This is a genomic window from Alteromonas sp. AMM-1 (assembly GCF_047290655.1).
Lineage (GTDB): Bacteria > Pseudomonadota > Gammaproteobacteria > Enterobacterales > Alteromonadaceae > Alteromonas > Alteromonas mangrovi.
The window spans coordinates 40,597-57,280 of sequence record NZ_JBLBUE010000010.1; the positions used below are offsets into that span (position 1 = coordinate 40,597).

General features: G+C 48.5%; 13 protein-coding genes. 9 read left to right on the plus strand and 4 right to left on the minus strand.

Annotation, left to right across the window (positions count from 1 at the left end; genetic code table 11):
• Positions 1 to 22: 22 nt before the first annotated feature.
• Together murQ and ACLR2L_RS03840 are read right to left on the minus strand one after the other, a co-directional pair.
• On the minus strand, positions 23 to 952 hold the full coding sequence (murQ, locus tag ACLR2L_RS03835; RefSeq protein ID WP_413365849.1) for an N-acetylmuramic acid 6-phosphate etherase: 930 nt from the start codon (positions 950 to 952) through the stop codon (positions 23 to 25).
• 60 nt (positions 953 to 1,012) lie between these two features.
• Positions 1,013 to 2,587 (minus strand): sodium:solute symporter, encoded by a 1,575-nt coding sequence (locus ACLR2L_RS03840; protein WP_413365851.1) that lies wholly within the window; start codon positions 2,585 to 2,587, stop codon positions 1,013 to 1,015.
• 216 nt (positions 2,588 to 2,803) lie between these two features.
• On the opposite strand from ACLR2L_RS03840, the gene alr reads away from it, so the two are divergent.
• From alr to ACLR2L_RS03855, 3 genes are read left to right on the plus strand one after another with little or no spacing between them, the layout of a single operon-like run.
• Positions 2,804 to 3,892 carry an alanine racemase gene (gene alr, locus ACLR2L_RS03845; protein ID WP_413365853.1) on the plus strand — a complete coding sequence of 363 codons (1,089 nt, stop codon included), beginning with the start codon at positions 2,804 to 2,806 and terminating at the stop codon, positions 3,890 to 3,892.
• Between the two features lie 5 nt (positions 3,893 to 3,897).
• Complete coding sequence (locus ACLR2L_RS03850; protein WP_413365855.1) at positions 3,898 to 4,695, plus strand: ZIP family metal transporter; 798 nt, start codon at positions 3,898 to 3,900, stop codon at positions 4,693 to 4,695.
• Positions 4,696 to 4,699: 4 nt separating this feature from the next.
• Positions 4,700 to 5,635, plus strand: coding sequence for a BadF/BadG/BcrA/BcrD ATPase family protein (locus tag ACLR2L_RS03855; protein ID WP_413365857.1), 936 nt, complete (start codon positions 4,700 to 4,702; stop codon positions 5,633 to 5,635).
• 23 nt (positions 5,636 to 5,658) lie between these two features.
• On the opposite strand, the gene ACLR2L_RS03860 is transcribed toward ACLR2L_RS03855, so the two are convergent.
• On the minus strand, positions 5,659 to 6,333 hold the full coding sequence (locus ACLR2L_RS03860; RefSeq protein WP_413365859.1) for a YitT family protein: 675 nt from the start codon (positions 6,331 to 6,333) through the stop codon (positions 5,659 to 5,661).
• 223 nt (positions 6,334 to 6,556) lie between these two features.
• Complete coding sequence (locus ACLR2L_RS03865; protein WP_413365861.1) at positions 6,557 to 8,101, minus strand: putative bifunctional diguanylate cyclase/phosphodiesterase; 1,545 nt, start codon at positions 8,099 to 8,101, stop codon at positions 6,557 to 6,559.
• Positions 8,102 to 8,491: 390 nt separating this feature from the next.
• Between ACLR2L_RS03865 and ACLR2L_RS03870 the strand changes: the two genes are divergently transcribed.
• From ACLR2L_RS03870 to ACLR2L_RS03895, 6 genes are read left to right on the plus strand one after another with little or no spacing between them, the layout of a single operon-like run.
• A complete protein-coding gene (locus ACLR2L_RS03870; protein ID WP_413365863.1) occupies positions 8,492 to 9,577 on the plus strand; it encodes a hypothetical protein in 1,086 nt (361 codons plus the stop codon).
• Positions 9,578 to 9,586: 9 nt separating this feature from the next.
• On the plus strand, positions 9,587 to 11,584 hold the full coding sequence (locus ACLR2L_RS03875) for a CsgG/HfaB family protein (protein WP_140958097.1): 1,998 nt from the start codon (positions 9,587 to 9,589) through the stop codon (positions 11,582 to 11,584).
• 16 nt (positions 11,585 to 11,600) lie between these two features.
• Complete coding sequence (locus tag ACLR2L_RS03880; protein WP_413365866.1) at positions 11,601 to 14,408, plus strand: hypothetical protein; 2,808 nt, start codon at positions 11,601 to 11,603, stop codon at positions 14,406 to 14,408.
• Complete coding sequence (locus ACLR2L_RS03885) at positions 14,409 to 14,801, plus strand: hypothetical protein (RefSeq protein WP_413365868.1); 393 nt, start codon at positions 14,409 to 14,411, stop codon at positions 14,799 to 14,801.
• Positions 14,798 to 15,238, plus strand: coding sequence for an LPP20 family lipoprotein (locus tag ACLR2L_RS03890; RefSeq protein ID WP_413365870.1), 441 nt, complete (start codon positions 14,798 to 14,800; stop codon positions 15,236 to 15,238). Before ACLR2L_RS03885 ends, ACLR2L_RS03890 begins: the two co-directional genes overlap by 4 nt.
• Positions 15,219 to 16,673, plus strand: a complete 1,455-nt coding sequence (locus tag ACLR2L_RS03895; RefSeq protein ID WP_413365872.1) for a murein transglycosylase domain-containing protein — start codon at positions 15,219 to 15,221, stop codon at positions 16,671 to 16,673. Before ACLR2L_RS03890 ends, ACLR2L_RS03895 begins: the two co-directional genes overlap by 20 nt.
• Positions 16,674 to 16,684: the final 11 nt, after the last annotated feature.

Below are 16,684 nucleotides of genomic sequence, written 5' to 3' on the forward strand. Positions count from 1 at the left end.
GCGCTTATCCTTGGGCATGGGGCTAAGATTGCGATTGTACGGCTTGTCTTAGGAAGCCATTGTTCTGAGTTAAAATGGTTTCTGCCTCAACGGCGCCCAAACCCGTTAATATCATAAGAATAGCGAGTTTGGCGTGGTTGTTTGCCGCGATCAGTGCTTCGCTGGCTACCTGCTCATTGCAGTCGGTAGCTTGCATTACAATGCGGATGGCTCTGGCTTTGAGTTTTTGGTTAGTTGCATTGACATCCACCATCAGGTTTTCGTAGGTTTTACCCAGTCGAATCATGCTGGCGGTACTCAGCATATTTAATATCAGCTTTTGCGCGGTACCTGATTTCATCCGTGTTGAACCGGTAATACATTCCGGACCAACAACAGGGCAGATGCCAATTTGCGCGCATTCCATCATGGGTGAACCAGGATTACAGGTAACCGTAACGGTAACGGCGCCTAATTTGTTGGCGTGTTCAAGTGCGCCTATCGCATAGGGGGTCCGTCCACTGGCAGACAGGGCAACCAGTACATCCTTGCTGTTAAACTGGATAGTTTCCAGATCCAACACGCCCTGTGCAGTGTTATCTTCTGCACCTTCAATGGCTTGCTTAATGGCGCTGTCGCCGCCGGCAATAATGCCAATCACTACAGATTCAGACACACTAAATGTGGGGCGGCACTCTACTGCATCCAGAATGCCGAGTCTGCCGCTGGTGCCTGCACCCAGATACACCAGGCGACCACCGTTCTGGAGGCGGGGCACGATGGCATCAACTGCTTTTGCAATATGCGGAATGGTTTTGCGAACCGCATCCGCGACACCCGTATCTTCCTGATTAATTTTTTCAAGTATCGAAATGGTGGGTAACAGGTCAATATCCATGGTGTTTGGATTGCGACCTTCAGAGACAATCTTGTTGAGTTGTTCCAGTAGCGTTGCTGAGTTTTTATTAGTCATGAGCATAATTATTAACGCTTGATTGCGCCTGTCCGAAACATAAAATACCGTTCGTACGTGTCATTGTACGCTGGCCTCCTGCCATGTTTTGCCAGACGGTCTTCCGACCGCACACACTACACCGGCAATCAGTGTGCCTATTACCAGTTGCCACGTAAATCCCAGCGAGAAACGCATAGATTCAGGCAAATACCATTCCATTATATAAGGTTGTAGCAGCAGAGGGATGATAAAACCAATAATCAGAGCGGTTAATACTGAGGCAGGACTTCCACGCTGGGTAAACAGCGTAACAAAGTACACGCCAAGTAATCCGCTGTAAGAGAAAACCATCACCCCAAGCGCAAACTGCAACAGTGGCGTATCTGAATACTGTTGCCAGTAATAGCACAAACACGCCATAAGCGCTAATGCCAACGCCACTATCGCCATTGCTACCCGGCCTGCGCTAACAAAGTGCTCTTCTGCACAAGAATCGTGCTGCTTTAATTTCCAGGGCCGGTACAAATCCTGAATCAATACACTCGACATGGAATTGAGCCCGGAATTGAGAGTAGAAAGCGCCGCAGCAAGTATTCCAATGGTAACCAGCCCTTTTAGCCCAGCTGGTAAATCGGTGAGCACATAATACATAAAAATAGTCACCTGTTCGCCAGCGAATTCAGGTACTGGCGCACCCGAGCCGGTACTCATTATGTCAGGTCGCTGATAGTAGATATACAACAACAAGCCAATAATGATGAATAGCAGCATAACCGGGATCACCATAACTACCGAAAGCAGCATCGCCCGTGCTCCTTCCTGGGCATTTTTGCAGGTGAGTACCCGCTGCGTCATGTCCTGATCCAGGCCAAAGGCGGCAATGTTCAGCAGAACAAAACCAGTGAATACCGACAACAAGGTGAATACGCCACCAGGGCCAACATCCAGTCGTGTGTCAAAAAGTAGTAGTTTAGACTGACCATCGCTGGGATGCTGAAGGGCCTCGAGCACCGTGCTGAAATCGGCGGGTATCGCCAGCCACAGCGCAACAATAACCGCAATTGCAGCGCTCACATAGGTAATAGCCTGCATGACATCGCTGTAGATAACGGTGCGAATGCCCCCGTAAATACTATACACCAGGCCGATAACACTAATGATTAGGGTGGCTGATATCACACTGGAGGCATTTATATTGCCAAAGATAATCATCGCCACGGCCAGTGCTGCCATGTAGAGCCTGGCACCGCTTGCGAATACACGGCCGAATAAATACATCAGCCCGGCTTGTTGTTTCGCGGGCTCACCGAATCGATTTTCCAGTAGTTCGTAAACGGTAAAGGCCTTTAGGGCGTAAAAGCGCGGGATTAAAAAGCGGGCAACGAAAAACGCGGCAATAAAAGCCCCGATGTTAGTGGCTAAATACGTCAGATCTCCGCGGTATCCCTGGTCGGGGCCGCCCAAAAACGTCGCAGCAGACTGCGAGGTGGCCAGTACCGATATGGCAACCATCCAAACCGGCATAACGTGTCCACCCAGAAAATAATCGCTGGTTGTAGTGGTTTTTCGATTAAAATACCAACCGCTTACGGCAAGTAATAATCCGTATAGGATAAAGAGCAACAGATCGATACTGGTATATTGGGTTAGCATGTATCCACTTTATCGCTATTGGCTGGCTGAGTTATGATGCTGTAAACAGCGTTAACTGCATCATTGTTATGTTACTGCTTTGCAATAATATCAGTGATTATTACGCACAGTCTCAGTCTAGAATATATTATTCTGTGAACATTTCAAATTAAGAATTTATTAATTAATGCAGTCAGTGTATTGTATGATTTGCGTTCGTTAAAGAGAGTCAGTTAGTTGAGCAGACAAACCCGCGCCATAATTCATCCTAAGGCGCTACAGGCTAATTTTTCCAGGCTTCAGCCATCGTTGCCTTCTCGGGCTATTGCGGTTATTAAAGCTGATGCGTATGGGCATGGTGCGGTTAACGTTGCAAGTGCTTTACGCGATCGCTGTGAGTGCTTTGCTGTGGCGATATGTGATGAGGTTCACCCGTTGCGGGAGGCCGGTATCACACAACCGGTTGTTGTGTTGGAAGGACCGCATGACAAGCAGGACTGTGTAGTGGCCAAATCCAGCAATTGTATTCTGGTTGTGCACAACCAGGTGCAACTGGAATGGTTATCTGAGTTACCCCCCCAACACAGACCCGTCATTTGGCTCAAGGTTGATTCCGGAATGCACCGTTTAGGATTTTCCGTGCAGGAAGCAGCCAGAGTGCTGGCCGAAAATTCCTGGTTAACTGAGCAGCCCTGTGTGCTGGTCACGCATTTTGCGTGTGCTGATGAACCGGATAATCCGTTTAATGCGCAGCAAATTGAGCAGTTTAATCAGATCGCAGTGAATTCCGGTTTGCCGGTGTGTATGGCTAATTCCGCTGCAACCCTTGCGCATCCTGAAACCAGTGGCGCATGGTGTCGGCTTGGAATAGGCATGTACGGTGCGACACCATTGGCTAACGAAACGGCCAAAGCACTGTCGCTGGAAGCTGCCATGACACTTCAGGCTGAAGTGATTGGTTTGCACAGGATAAAAAAAGGCGAATCGGTAGGTTACAGCCAGACCTGGTTTGCCGACAGAGACAGCGTGATTGCAACCGTAGGCATTGGCTACGCTGACGGTTACCCACGCCACTGCCCAAGCGGTACGCCGGTCATTGTGAACGGACATCGGGCAGCCCTGGCCGGCAGGGTTTCCATGGACATGATCACGGTAGATGTAACCGATATTCCAGAGGTGTCATTGCAGGACAAAGTGGAATTATGGGGGCGTCAGTTGCCGGTTGACGAAGTGGCCGCTTGGGCGGGCACAATCAGTTATGAACTGACTACCCGGGTATCTACCCGTGTACCCAGAGTACTGGAACAAATTAGCGAAGGCGCATAGTAACCATGTCCGCAATCCCCATGGACGTACAACACGTCATTCTTGCGGGTTTGATCGCCAGCACATGTGCAAGTCTGGGGACGGCCGTAGGCAGTGTTGGAGTGTTCTTTATACAAACGCTGTCAAGACGCCTGGAGGACGGGTTGCTGAGCCTGGCAGCAGGAATCATGCTGGCAGCGACGTTTTTTTCGTTGTTATTGCCTGCCATTGAGTACGGCACTGAACAGTATGCCAGCGAAATGGCGGGGGCACTGATAGCCGGTGCAGGTGTGATCAGTGGAGCGTTATTGCTGTTTTTTATTCACCAGGCTGTGCCACACGAGCATTTCGTGACCGGTCGGGAAGGGGCTGAAGGAAAAAAATTAGCAAGAATATGGCTGTTTGTGATTGCCATTACATTGCATAATTTTCCGGAAGGACTGGCAGTGGGCGTGGGGTTTGCGGGTGGCGAAATAACGAATGGCCTGTCGCTGGCCGTGGGTATCGGTATTCAGAATATACCCGAAGGGTTGGCGGTTTCGGTAGCCCTGATGTCGGTTGGTTACAGCCGAATCCAATCGGCCGCAATTGGCGTGGCAAGTGGATTGGTTGAACCAGTTGGCGGGTTAATAGGTGCAATCGCAGTAAGTAGCACCGCGAGTGTTATGCCTTGGGCGTTGGCATTTTCGGCAGGGGCAATGTTATTCATTATCTCCGATGAAATCATTCCGGAGACGCACCAGAATGGCAATCAAAACGTGGCGACGTTTAGTCTCATAATAGGGTTCGTTGCAATGATGTTTTTAGATATCGTGTTGGGTTAACGACATGACAAACAGTAAACAACAGTATTGGGTTGGGATTGACGGTGGCGGCACCAAGTGCCGGGCTGTGCTTTTTAGTGAGCAGGGCGATGCGTTGGCTGAAGGGCTCGGTGGTCCGGCAAACATTGCCAGGTATAAGGCGCTTGCGCTTGACGCCATGCTGGATGCAGTAAAAGCGGCCGTTGCTCAGGCTGGGCTGGAATTTGATGAAGTGAGTACATCTTCAACAGTATGTGCAGGACTTGCGGGTGCATTTTTGCCGTCGTCACGACAATTGCTTTCGCAGTGGCAGCATCCGTTTGGCAACTTTGTGTTTACGTCTGATCTGCAAATTGCATTATTAGGCGCCCATGGCGGTCAGGACGGTGCCGTTATGATCGCGGGTACGGGTTCTTGTGCTGCTACTCTGTGTAACGTCAACGGAGACTTTCGCGTAAAACAAGTGGGGGGATACGGTTTCCAGTTAGGCGATCAGGCCAGCGGAGCCTGGCTCGGCAGACAGGCAGTGCAGCAAGCGCTGTTGCACGCCGACGCTATTGTTGAAGCACCTGGAATATACACTTTGGTAACGGGATTTTATCAGTGTCAGTCTGCTACCGATATTGTTGACCGTTTAAATCAGGGGCAACCCGGTGAGTTTGCTCAACTGGCGCCGGGGCTGTTTGCGCTTGCGAAACACGATGAGCAAGCCAGGCAACTCCTACAAAGCGGTGCAGAATACCTGAATGCCCTTGCAAAAAGTGCGTTGACCGATGCGTCGCTGAAACTGGTTTTTCTGGGCGGTTTGGCTGAAAAATGGACGCCATTGCTCAATACAGACATACAGAAGCGACTGATTCAGCCGCTGCACTCTGCAGAATGGGGAGCGATGTTTTACGCGAGAACGTTACAAGCGTCCCAATCTACTGTGTGCGCTGATCAGGACGCGCTGGTTAAATAACCCGCGCTCGATAATCGCTATAGCTAACCATTCTGTGGATGTAAGTGGTCTACTTCGGTAGTGTTGGGTTGTGCTGGCTGCTCGGCAGGCTTGGCGACTTGTGGCAAGGTATAACGTTCTGGGCGGTGGTTAAGCGAGATCACCATGTTCAGGCAAAACGCTGCCAGTATCGAAATAAGTACCAGGTGCGTGTCGATAAACAAAAAAGACACGCTCAGAATGACCGAATCGGCACAAAGCTGAAAGGTACCGGCACGAATGTTAAACCGGCTTTGTAAGTAAAACGCCAGAATGCCCAGGCCACCTAAACTGGAACTATGGCGAAACATGATCAGCATACCTACACCAATTAATATGCCTCCGAAAATAGCGGCAAAAAATGGGTCGATCATAGACAGGTTAACAAAACGGGGAACCCACTCTGAAAATAACGAAACTGTGGTAACCGAAATAAACGTATTGATCATGAACCGCTTGCTGATTTGATGCCACGCTAAATAATAAAACGGCAGATTAACCAGGAAGAACAACACGCCAAATTCAACTGGAAAAGCATAGGTACCCAGCAGTGCTAATCCCGCAGCACCGCCTACCATGAGTTCCTGAGACTGGAACAGGAAAATACCAAACGCGACAAATAATCCCGCGCAAAGTAAAGCGAAAACATCTTCGAAAACACTGTGTGATGCGTTTTTCATAAGCCTTAAGCGTATAGTCAATAAAGATAACCAGGACCTGGTATTACACAAAGGGAAACAAGTCCTTGTAATGAGCGTGTGTATTATACTGCTGGTGCAGAGTGAATACACCGGGATGTCCCGACAGGCTGGTGGTGCTGTCGTTGGGCTGGTAAGGCAGCTTTACGTATTGTAGAAGCCGTGTAATGGCCGTGTAGTAAAATTGTGAATGACGGGCGCCCCGTCATTCCGTATCAGGTGTTTTGTTGCAGGTTGCCAGCAGGTAGCCAACCAGTGCATCCAGTGGCAAAGGTTTGCTCAGCAGGTATCCCTGAATACTGTCGCAGCCGATGTCTTTTAACACTGCACGCTGGTCGTCGTGATCGACGCCCTCGGCAAGCACTTTAAAGTCGAGCGCTTTACAAATATCAATCATCCCTTTGTACACTTTTCTGGCTTGCTTCGACGCGGCGAGTTCGCGAACAAAACTCATATCAATTTTTACCGTGTCTACCGGTAGTTTAGTCAGATAACTCAGCGAACTGTAGCCGGTGCCAAAATCGTCAATTGACAACGCAAACCCTGCTTCTTTCAATGAGTTTAACAGTAGGATACAGTGGTCAAAATCACTGATGAACGCGCCTTCTGTTATTTCTAACTCAATATCGGACGTACTGATTTGCTGTTCGGTAATAATGTCGAGCAGCGCCTGAACAACATTGGGCCGCAAGAAATCATTGGCAGAAATGTTTATCGACATCATTCCTTCAAAGCCTTGCTTTCGCAAGGTGGGCAGATCTCTGGCGACCTGCTTAACCACAAAATCGGTCACTTTGCATATCAGTCCAGTGCGTTCTGCCAGCGGAATAAATTCCCCGGGGGATATCAAACCGTCGTTGGGGTGGCGCCAGCGGATCAACGCTTCCAGGCCACTGATGTGCATATTGTGCAGACTTTGCTTGGGCTGATACCAGATTTCCAGATCGGTTTCATCGTCAAGTGCCTGATTTAGCTGGGATTCAAGCAATACCTGGCGGATTATTTTCTGTTCGTGCTGCGGGTTAAACAATTTTTCCCGGGTAAGCGGATCGCTCTTCGCATGATTTAACGCTACATAGGCACATTCGAGCAACGATACAGGTTCGCCATTGGTATTAATATTCAGCGACATACCTATTGAAGGGGTAAGGAAAACCGCGCCTTTTTGTGTATTAAAGGGGGCTTCAAACTGGTCACCTATCCATTTCGATACGCCCCAAATCTCTTCGTGGCTGCTCATATTGGTAACCGCCAGGGCAAATTCATCGCCATGCAGTCTCACCAACTTAAACTTGTGGCTATTGTATCGTTCAAGACGGCGCGCAATTTCAAACAGAATGGAATCGCCGGTGGCATGGCCAACGGTATCGTTAATGTTGCTAAACCCGTCCAGCTCTACTAAGCAAATCCCGGTAATCGCATTGGGCGATGTCTGATACCAGATTTCTATCTGTCTCAAAAGGGCCACACGCAGGGGTAATTGTGTGACGTGATCGATTTTTTCCTGTTCCCGGTTAACGATGATCTCTATCAGGTTATCTTTTTGAATCAACGTAACACAGCGATGGCACAAGGGCACAACGCCGCGGGTGTTCTGATTGGAAGTGGCTTGCAGTTCGTTTTTGTGCTGAAGAAGAAACTCACATTCGTCTGGATAGATAACCGACCGACGCTGTAGCGACAGTAAGTAACTCTCCAGTTCGGCTACCTGACACTCAAAATACCAGATACCAGTGGAATCACTTTGCATGCCTGTTTCCTTTTGGGTTTGATGACCAATGGCAGTTGCCTTCTACCGGGCAAACTCCGCCTTACAGCTTGGCCGTTAAACGTGTGTATTCAATAATGATAATAAACCTTTGTTGAATATATACACGCAAAATTTTGCGCTTTTGTCTGAATATGACGCGATTTGGCAACAGGTAGGAACAGTTGTCGATGTGATTTTGTTATTGGTTTGTAAATTGTTTTACGTTAATACAGTTAACTCGCGATAAAAATCCTTAAAAAGGTACTTTTGGTGGAGACAATACGGGTGAAATCTGGATAAACTGCGATGAACGAGTTGTATTAGTGCAATAACCCAACAATTGGATTATATTTACCACTTGTGGTTTAAAAGTTGGTAATTGGAGACACCATGTTAGTGTGCAATGGAAGCGTAGGCCGTTTTTTTCGCGTCGCATTCACGCTCTGTGCTTTGTTAAGCGCCGGGTTTAGTTCAGTTGTATCTGCGAAACTGGTGGAAGCCAAAGGGATCAGTGAATTTACTGAAGGCAACATGGTTGAAGCGCGCAAGGTTGCGCTGGAAAACGCCAAACGCGCAGCGGTGGAGCAGGTTGTAGGAACCTTTGTTCGCTCGCGCACCGATGTGAACAACTACCTTTTAGGTAAAGACCAAATCTACTCCAGCACCGCTGGCCAGATCGACGAATATAAAATCATGTACGACGGCCCCGGGGACAACGGCGTGTACGAAGTGGTTATTCAGGCAGATGTTCGGGTAAACGCACTGGTAGATAAAGTTGCACAAATCCAGGCCTCTATGGGCTGGACTAAAATGCCTCGCATTACCGTAGTGATCGACGATACCTCTGAAAATGAAATTGTTGCGCAAAATGTGCGTAATGAGATGGTAGAGCGTTTATTACGTGACGGTTTCCAGGTGTTTGACGAATCCGAACCTGTGTATGCAGGATTTGCCGTGAACTTAACCGTTGATGCGCAAATTAAACCTGATGAATTTCAGGGCATGCAAATTAATGCCAATGAGCTGACGCTGGGTATGAAAATTACCCGCGTGGGCGACAATCAGGTGCTGGCCGCCGGCGTCAAGAGTGCGAGTAAACCTGGGGTAAAATCCAACAGTATTTTCAGCAAATTGTCTGCTGACATTATCCGCAAAGAATGGCCACAATTGCGCAAGCAGCTTATTAAGTTCTGGCACCTCGAACAGGTACAGGCGCGCAACATATTTTTAGACATTGAAGGCGTTGAATCACTGGAAACTGCCAATCAGGTGAAAGCAGCACTCCAGGATGCCATGCCGGCAGTGGAACAAATTGAAGTATCAACCATCGCCAATGGTGTTGCACATCTGGTAATTAGCTACAAAGGGTGGACCGAACAGCTTTACGAAGAGTTGTTGGCAAGCCAAATTGCCCAGCGTCACCAAATGACCATTCTTGGCGTGTCTGGAAATAAAATCACCGCAACCAAAGTTTGAGGATAAACAATGAGACGGTATGTACTGGCCGCTCTGGTATTGTCAGCCCTAGCAGGGTGTCAATCAACGGGCAAGGGAAAGAAAGAGTTTGACGTATCTCAACAATTGGCGGCAGCCGGTAACTACGCAGAAGCCATTGCGTACTTGCAGCAGGCTATTGCTAAGGAACCTGATAACAAGCAGTACGCTGCGCAATTGAGCAGTATGCGGTTGAAGGCCACCCAGGACTTGCTGAGCCAGGCGCAAACGTTGCTTAATGGTGCGAGTGTAGACATTAATGCTATTGAAAAAGCTGAATCGCTGGTAAATGAAGCGAAAAAGTTCTCCTCAGGTTTGCCCGCCATTGCCGAACTGGAAAGTACGATCACTACATCCAGAACCGCGCTGATTGACGAAGTGAAAGAGAAATACTCTGAAGCGCTGGCGCTGATTGATCGCCAGGATTGGGTTCGCGCGAACTTAACGTTGCAACAGGTTCAGAAGCTGTATCCGAACTTTGAAGCATCGGTACCACTGGCATCGCGTATTAAAACCGAAGGTACGCGTGATTACCTGTTACAAGCGAAGAAAGCGTTTGTAAACTATGAATTTGAAGAAGCGAAACTGGCTGCCCGCAAAGCTAATATGCTGGATCCAACGAATGCCATCGCTAAAAAGATGGCAGACGATGCAGACTCAAAGAATACGCCAATATTCTTCAAGAGCCTGGCGGCAGAGTCGATGGATGTTCAGAATTGGGCGCAGGTAGAGTTTGCCTGTAACAAGGTACTTGCCTTGTCGGGTGACGATCAGGACTGCCGCTCATGGAAAGTGACAGCCGTTGAGAAGCAGGTAGACGAGAAAGTACTGGAAGGTACGCGCTTGCTCCAACAGGGATACATTGCCCGCGCAGTAATGTTGGCCGTTCAGATTGATGAAGCAACGGGCGGTGCATTACCGGCGCGTGCTGTAGCACTGCGCAATGCAGTTGTTTCCAAGGCAGAAGACATTGCGTTGGAATACCTGGATAACGGGAATTACGGTGTAGCCTGGTACATGTATGAGCTGATTGGCAAACTGGACCCGTTAATGGACGGTTTGTTTGAAAAATCACGTGATGTACAGGACAAAATCCGTGAACGCGTGGTGAAGTCGATTGCGGTATTCGATTTCAAAAGTCCGTCTTATAACATGGACGCTGGTGGTTTAATTGCAGGTAAACTGATTTCCAACCTGTTTAACAACGCAAGCAAGGATATCAATATACTTGAGCGTGAAAACTTAAAATCGATTCTGGAAGAGATGAAGCTGGGCCAGATTGGTGTGGTATCAGAGGATACGGCCAAGGAAATGGGCCGTTTGTACGGTATCGATGTGGCAATTATGGGTTCCGTACTGCTGTTCAAAGTAGATCAAACTCGCTCTGAGAGCGCCGAAACTGTGCGTTATCAGGTTGGTCAGGAAATTCAGGACAACATTGACTTCCTGAACTGGCAGGCACTGAATCCGAATCCTAAGAAAGAAGATTTGCAGTCTGCTCCACAGGCCAAAATCATGGTGCCGGTATACGCAGAAAAAGAGTACACCGTAACCAAAGCCAAAAAAGTGGGCTTTATTGAAATTTCTTACCGGATTGTTGATGTTTCTACAGGCCAGAACGTAAGTGTAGATACCATTCGCTCACGCCTGGTAAAAGAAGACGAAGGTAATGATGGCGTAAAAGACGCCAATGTACCTTACGATCCACTGGAAATTGCTACCGACACAGAAATGCTGCAAATGATGGCAGATCAGGTGGTAGAAGACCTGTCGCGTAAAGTATTGCAACCGCTGCGCAACCGCGAGGTTGGTTACTTTGAGCAAGGTGAGGAATTCCTGCTGAGACGTAAAGAGCCACTCGCTGCGCTGGAACAATTTATCAACGCCATGTTTGATGAAAAAGTGAAATCAAATATTAATTCACCCATTTCATCAAAAATTGATGGGTATATTGAGCAAATTATCGATACTTATCAGTTTAAAAACTAAGCAGTAGGCGAGGGATATGCGCAGAGTGATTAACAGGTTACTTGTGCTGGTGATGTTATGCATCCCAGCTGTTGTTCAGGGTAAAACCAGTCTGGCGTTATTTAATTTAACGCCAGCCAGCATAGATGCAATCGGGCTGGATGGTGACCTGTTGTTTTCGATGCGCAAGGAGTTGGAACGCACGCAAACTTACCAGCTGCTATCTCGCCGTCAAATGGAAGAAGGACTTTATCGGATTGGCGGTGCGCAAGTCGCCGATACCGATAAAGTGATCACTTACGGTAATGATTTAGGTGTTAACTTTATTCTTACCGGCACCATCGACATTAAACGCGCCACGATTATTGTCGATTTCAAACTGGTTGATGTGAGCAATTCCAGAGAAGCGTCTATCTGGCAGGAAAGCTTTCTGACCCAGGGTGAGTTGGTTTCCAGAGCGGCAGAGATTGTTGAATCACTGGAACGACGAATTCGCAAAGCGCAATCGGTTAAACCCGACACTTCTTCAGCAGCATCCTCTTTAACACAATTCCGAAGCACAATTAAAGGCGAGCAGGTATTACTGGAATGGACAACGGTAGAGCTTGGTCCGGTGTTCTACTACAACCTGTATCGCGGAGAATCTGAATCCGGCCCGTTTGAGTTTGTGGAAAGCACAACCGAAGCCAAATACGTGGATAACCGGGTTCCACAAAGCGGCACCTATTTTTACCGGTTGGACATTATTCTTGAATCGGGTGACGAAATTGACGGGGGCATGCTCGCCCGGGCCAGCATTTCGAAAGCAGAAGTGGCCACCGATGTTTCCGCTCCGGCCATATTGTCACATCAGATCTTTGTTAATGGCGTGGCGCTCGACTTTGTACCCTCTATTGCTAACAAAGAGAAAACCGCAGCCTACCAGGTGTACTACCGCGAATCGGGCGGTGAGTGGCAACTTGCAGTAAAAGTGGAAGACACCGGTAAGATTAATTATTCGGTAACCGCGGTAAATATTCTGGAAGCAGACAAACAATACGAATTTGCAGTCACCACGCTCACCGTTAGTGGCAAGGAAAGTGCGAAGTCATCACCCATTCAAATCACCAGTGCCCCCTCTGTTACGCTAACGGTAAATGAAGCGGAATTAACGCGTGAAGTGGGCCTTGCCTGGCAACCAACGGCAAGTGAATATGGTGTAAAGGTATATCGACGTGAGGCAGGCTCTGCAAACTGGGCACCAGTAGCCGAAGTTGCTGCAGGACACGGCGGGCAATACACTGACACCAAGGGACTTGGAGACGGCATTACTTACGAATACGCCATTACCCTGTACGACAGACTATCTGAATCCGCTCGAACTAATATTGTACAAAAAAACACAAAGAAATTGCCTGCCCCTGCTGAGTTTACGGCATCAGGAGGAGTGAAATCCGTACACTTGCTCTGGTCTGAAGTGCCTGACAACGATGTTACGGGTTATCGTATTTTCCGTACTCAGGGATCACTGACACCCGAGACTTTACTGGATGAACTGGCTGATGTGAGTGGCAGAACCAAAACGCAGTTTGTTGATGGCGTTGATAACAGCAAGCCTCTCCAGGATGGGCAGGAGTACCATTACCTGGTGGTTGCTACCAATAAATTTGGTGGGGTCGGGGTTGTTTCTGAAACACAAACTGCGGTCACTAAACCTCGTCCGGATCAGGCTGGCAGTCCGGTGTTAACCGTGCAGGCCAGCAGCATACTGGTTAGCTGGGAGCCTTCTAACGAAATCGACATTAAACAGTACCGTTTGTACCGGCGCTGGAACAATGGGAGCTGGCAACAATTAGCAACGGTGCCGGCCAGTGAGACACAGTTTGCCGACAGTGATTTAAAACCTTATGCGCAGACGTCCTATTACGTGGTTGCCGAAGACAAGGACGGTCTGCTGAGCGACCCCTCAGATTATGCTGTTGCTAAGAGCCCCGATACTATTGCACTGCAAGTTACCGCCGAAGGCGGACTGCGCAGAACGGATTTGTCGTGGAGTCAACATCGCAACATCGACGGTTACCGCATTTATCGTCGGTTGCAAGGTAGTGCAAGCTGGAAGTTAATAAAAAATATTACTACGCCGTCTATCACTGAGTTTAGCGATGACGACCGACGCAACCTTGCCGACGGTGTCACCTATGACTATGTGATTACCGCAGTTGATGGCGATACCGAAACAGAACAATCCAATATTGTAAGTGCAACTACCAAGCCTGTACCTATGCCGCCTGATCAATTTCAGGCTGTCAGTGGCGAAGTGAAGAAAGTCGTGCTTAGTTGGGTGCCCCTTACTGACCCGGACGTAAAAGGCTATAAAATTTATCGCAAGGACGGCAGCAGCTTCGACCTGTTGGACACGCTGGACAGCCGCACCCGAAGCTCATATGCAGACGAAGGCAATTTCTTTAAGAAGCTGAAAGACGGCACTGAGTACGAGTACCAGATTGTCGCCTATAATCAATATGACGCAATTGGTCCGGCTTCGGCCTCGGTGGTAGCGCAAACTAAACCCGTGCCTGCAAGAGTAGAGGGGCTGGTTGCGTCAGAATCCATACCGAATGTGGTACTCAACTGGCAGGCCAATCCCGAGTCTGATATTGGTGTGTACCAGGTGTATCGCGGGTCGGGTTGTAGCAGCCTCAGAAAGCTGGCTAGCGTGAAAAATACCTCTTATGTGGATGCGGATGTGTCAGGCGGCAGAAGTTACTGCTATCGCGTTAGCGCAATTGATAACGACGAACTCGAAGGTAATCCCTCTTCATCGGTGGAAATCACCACTACTGCTGTGGCCAGAGGAGGCCAATAAATGATTATGTTAAGGAAGTTGCGAGGCATGGCAACGGCAATCTGCGCCAGCATGCTGTTGGTAACGGGGTCGGGCGCCATTGCCAACGAGTTGTCGGCAATTAAAAAAGTAAGCGAATCAAAGGAATTGGGTACGCTGCGGGATAATTACCGCGCCTGTGTGGTAGCGAAAGCAAAATTATATTTAAAAGTGAATTCTATTGATTCCACCATTGTGCACGCGCCGATTGCATGCAAACGCGAATTGCTGAGTATCCGTCAGTTTTTACTGTCGGGTGCCTTTAAAGTAGATGTTGTAGACCAACTGATGGATTCAGTTCGTGAAGGGGTTGAAATTGACCTGGTGAACAGCGTTTACGACGAAGTTCTCAAAAAGAAAGGTATTCAACCATGATGCGTAAATTGATAACTGCTGCGGTACTGTTGGGGTGTGTTGGAATGGCTCAGGCACAGGACTCGTTGCCTGGCGTGGTTACTGCACTGGGGTTTGGCACTATTGATCCTGCTATGGCCAAAACAAATGCCCAGGCCCGTATGCTAGCCAAGCGCGCAGCCCAGTTGGATGCGCAACGTCAGTTATCTGAGCAGGTTAAAGGTATCGAAATTCGCGCAGGATCGACGGTTGAAGAATACGAAGTTCGCAGCGACATTATTGCCACGCGCGTGAAAACCTGGCTTCAGGGAACAGTTGTGGTGGATGAGAAAGTGTATGAATCAGAAGGTACCTGGGTAGCGGAAGTGACATTGGGGATTTGTTTAACCAACGAAGCTGAAATCTGCAAGCAAAAGGAAAGTCTAGAGGCCATTAGTAATGCGGCGAATCAAAACTAAATTAGTCGTTTCGCTACTGGCGCTCACTGTGAGCGGTGTTGGTGTTGTATCTGCACAGTCGGTAGATGATTTTGATGAAGTCAGCGCGCAAATGGACCTTGAATTTAACACCCAGGCGCAGCGAATAGACGACATATACAACGCCGTAGACAAAGCTATCGATAAAGCCTTCAAAGGTTTAACTAAACGCATTGAAGTTAAGTGGCCGGATGGTGCCTTGCCCGACCGTCACCGTTGGGTAACCTACAACGCCTCTATGACAAGCAGGGCTATTGCCGATTTCGATAAAGGCGAACTGGTGGTGGAAACCATCATTGAGCCAGGCTCAAATGTACAGGAAAAACTAGCAGAGCTAATGGCCATGTCGGGATCTATTGCGACGGCTACTCCGGAGCAACTGGACGCGCAGGATGTGTTGCGTCAGGCTGTTATCGAAGAAGTGGCGCAAGTGACAGAGCCAACCAATGAGATTATTCCATCAACAGAATCGTCTATACAAACGGTGTTACCGGTTAAGATTGATTCCGATCTGGCGAACCTTAATGAGCAACTGGCTGCCAAAATAGCCGAAGCCGAAGCCGAAGCCGAAGCCGAAGCCGAAACGAAGCAACCAGTCGCTAAACAGAGCAATACTGTCACGCAAAGCAAGCAACTTAGTGCTATTAGCGCATTAGCCGGTCCGGTAAATCCAGCAGGAGTGGAAAGCAAGCCAGAAGCGGTGAAACAAGAAAAAGAGGCAGGTTCACGAATCAATCAGTTGCCAGCTCAGGATACGAAGGTTGCTGCAACACCCCAACCCAAAAGTACAGCGCCAGCCGTGCCCGTTGTGGATGTGATTGAAGAAAACGGACAAACACGCCTGCAACTGCGTATCGCGTTCGTTAACGACTACCAGGAAAAACTATTTGGGCAGTACTTCAACGAAATCAAGGATTATGCAGAGCAGTACGACGTGCCCGTGTCGGTGATTATGGCGATCATCGAAACCGAATCAAGCTTTAATCCGCGTGCGGTGTCACCTATTCCCGCATTTGGTTTAATGCAGTTGGTACCTAAAACTGCCGGACTGGACGCGCATTTATTCGTACATGGCGAAAAGAAAATCGTTAGCGCCGATTATTTATTTAACGAGGAAAATAACCTCAAACTCGGCTCGGCGTATTTTCACCTGTTAACCCATCGTTATTTGCGCAAAATAAGCGATCCTACCGCACGTTTTTACTGCGCTGTTGCAAGCTACAACACCGGTGTGGGTAATGTTGCCAGAACATTTACCGGAACCAAAAGTATCAGTGCTGCGGTAGATGCCATTAATCAAATGGCACCCGATGATGTGTATGATTTTCTGCTTACGCATTTACCGGCACAAGAAACCAGGAACTACCTGAAAAAGGTGGTAACCCGAATGGAAAAATACAAGCAATTTGACGCATAGCGAGTCAACCT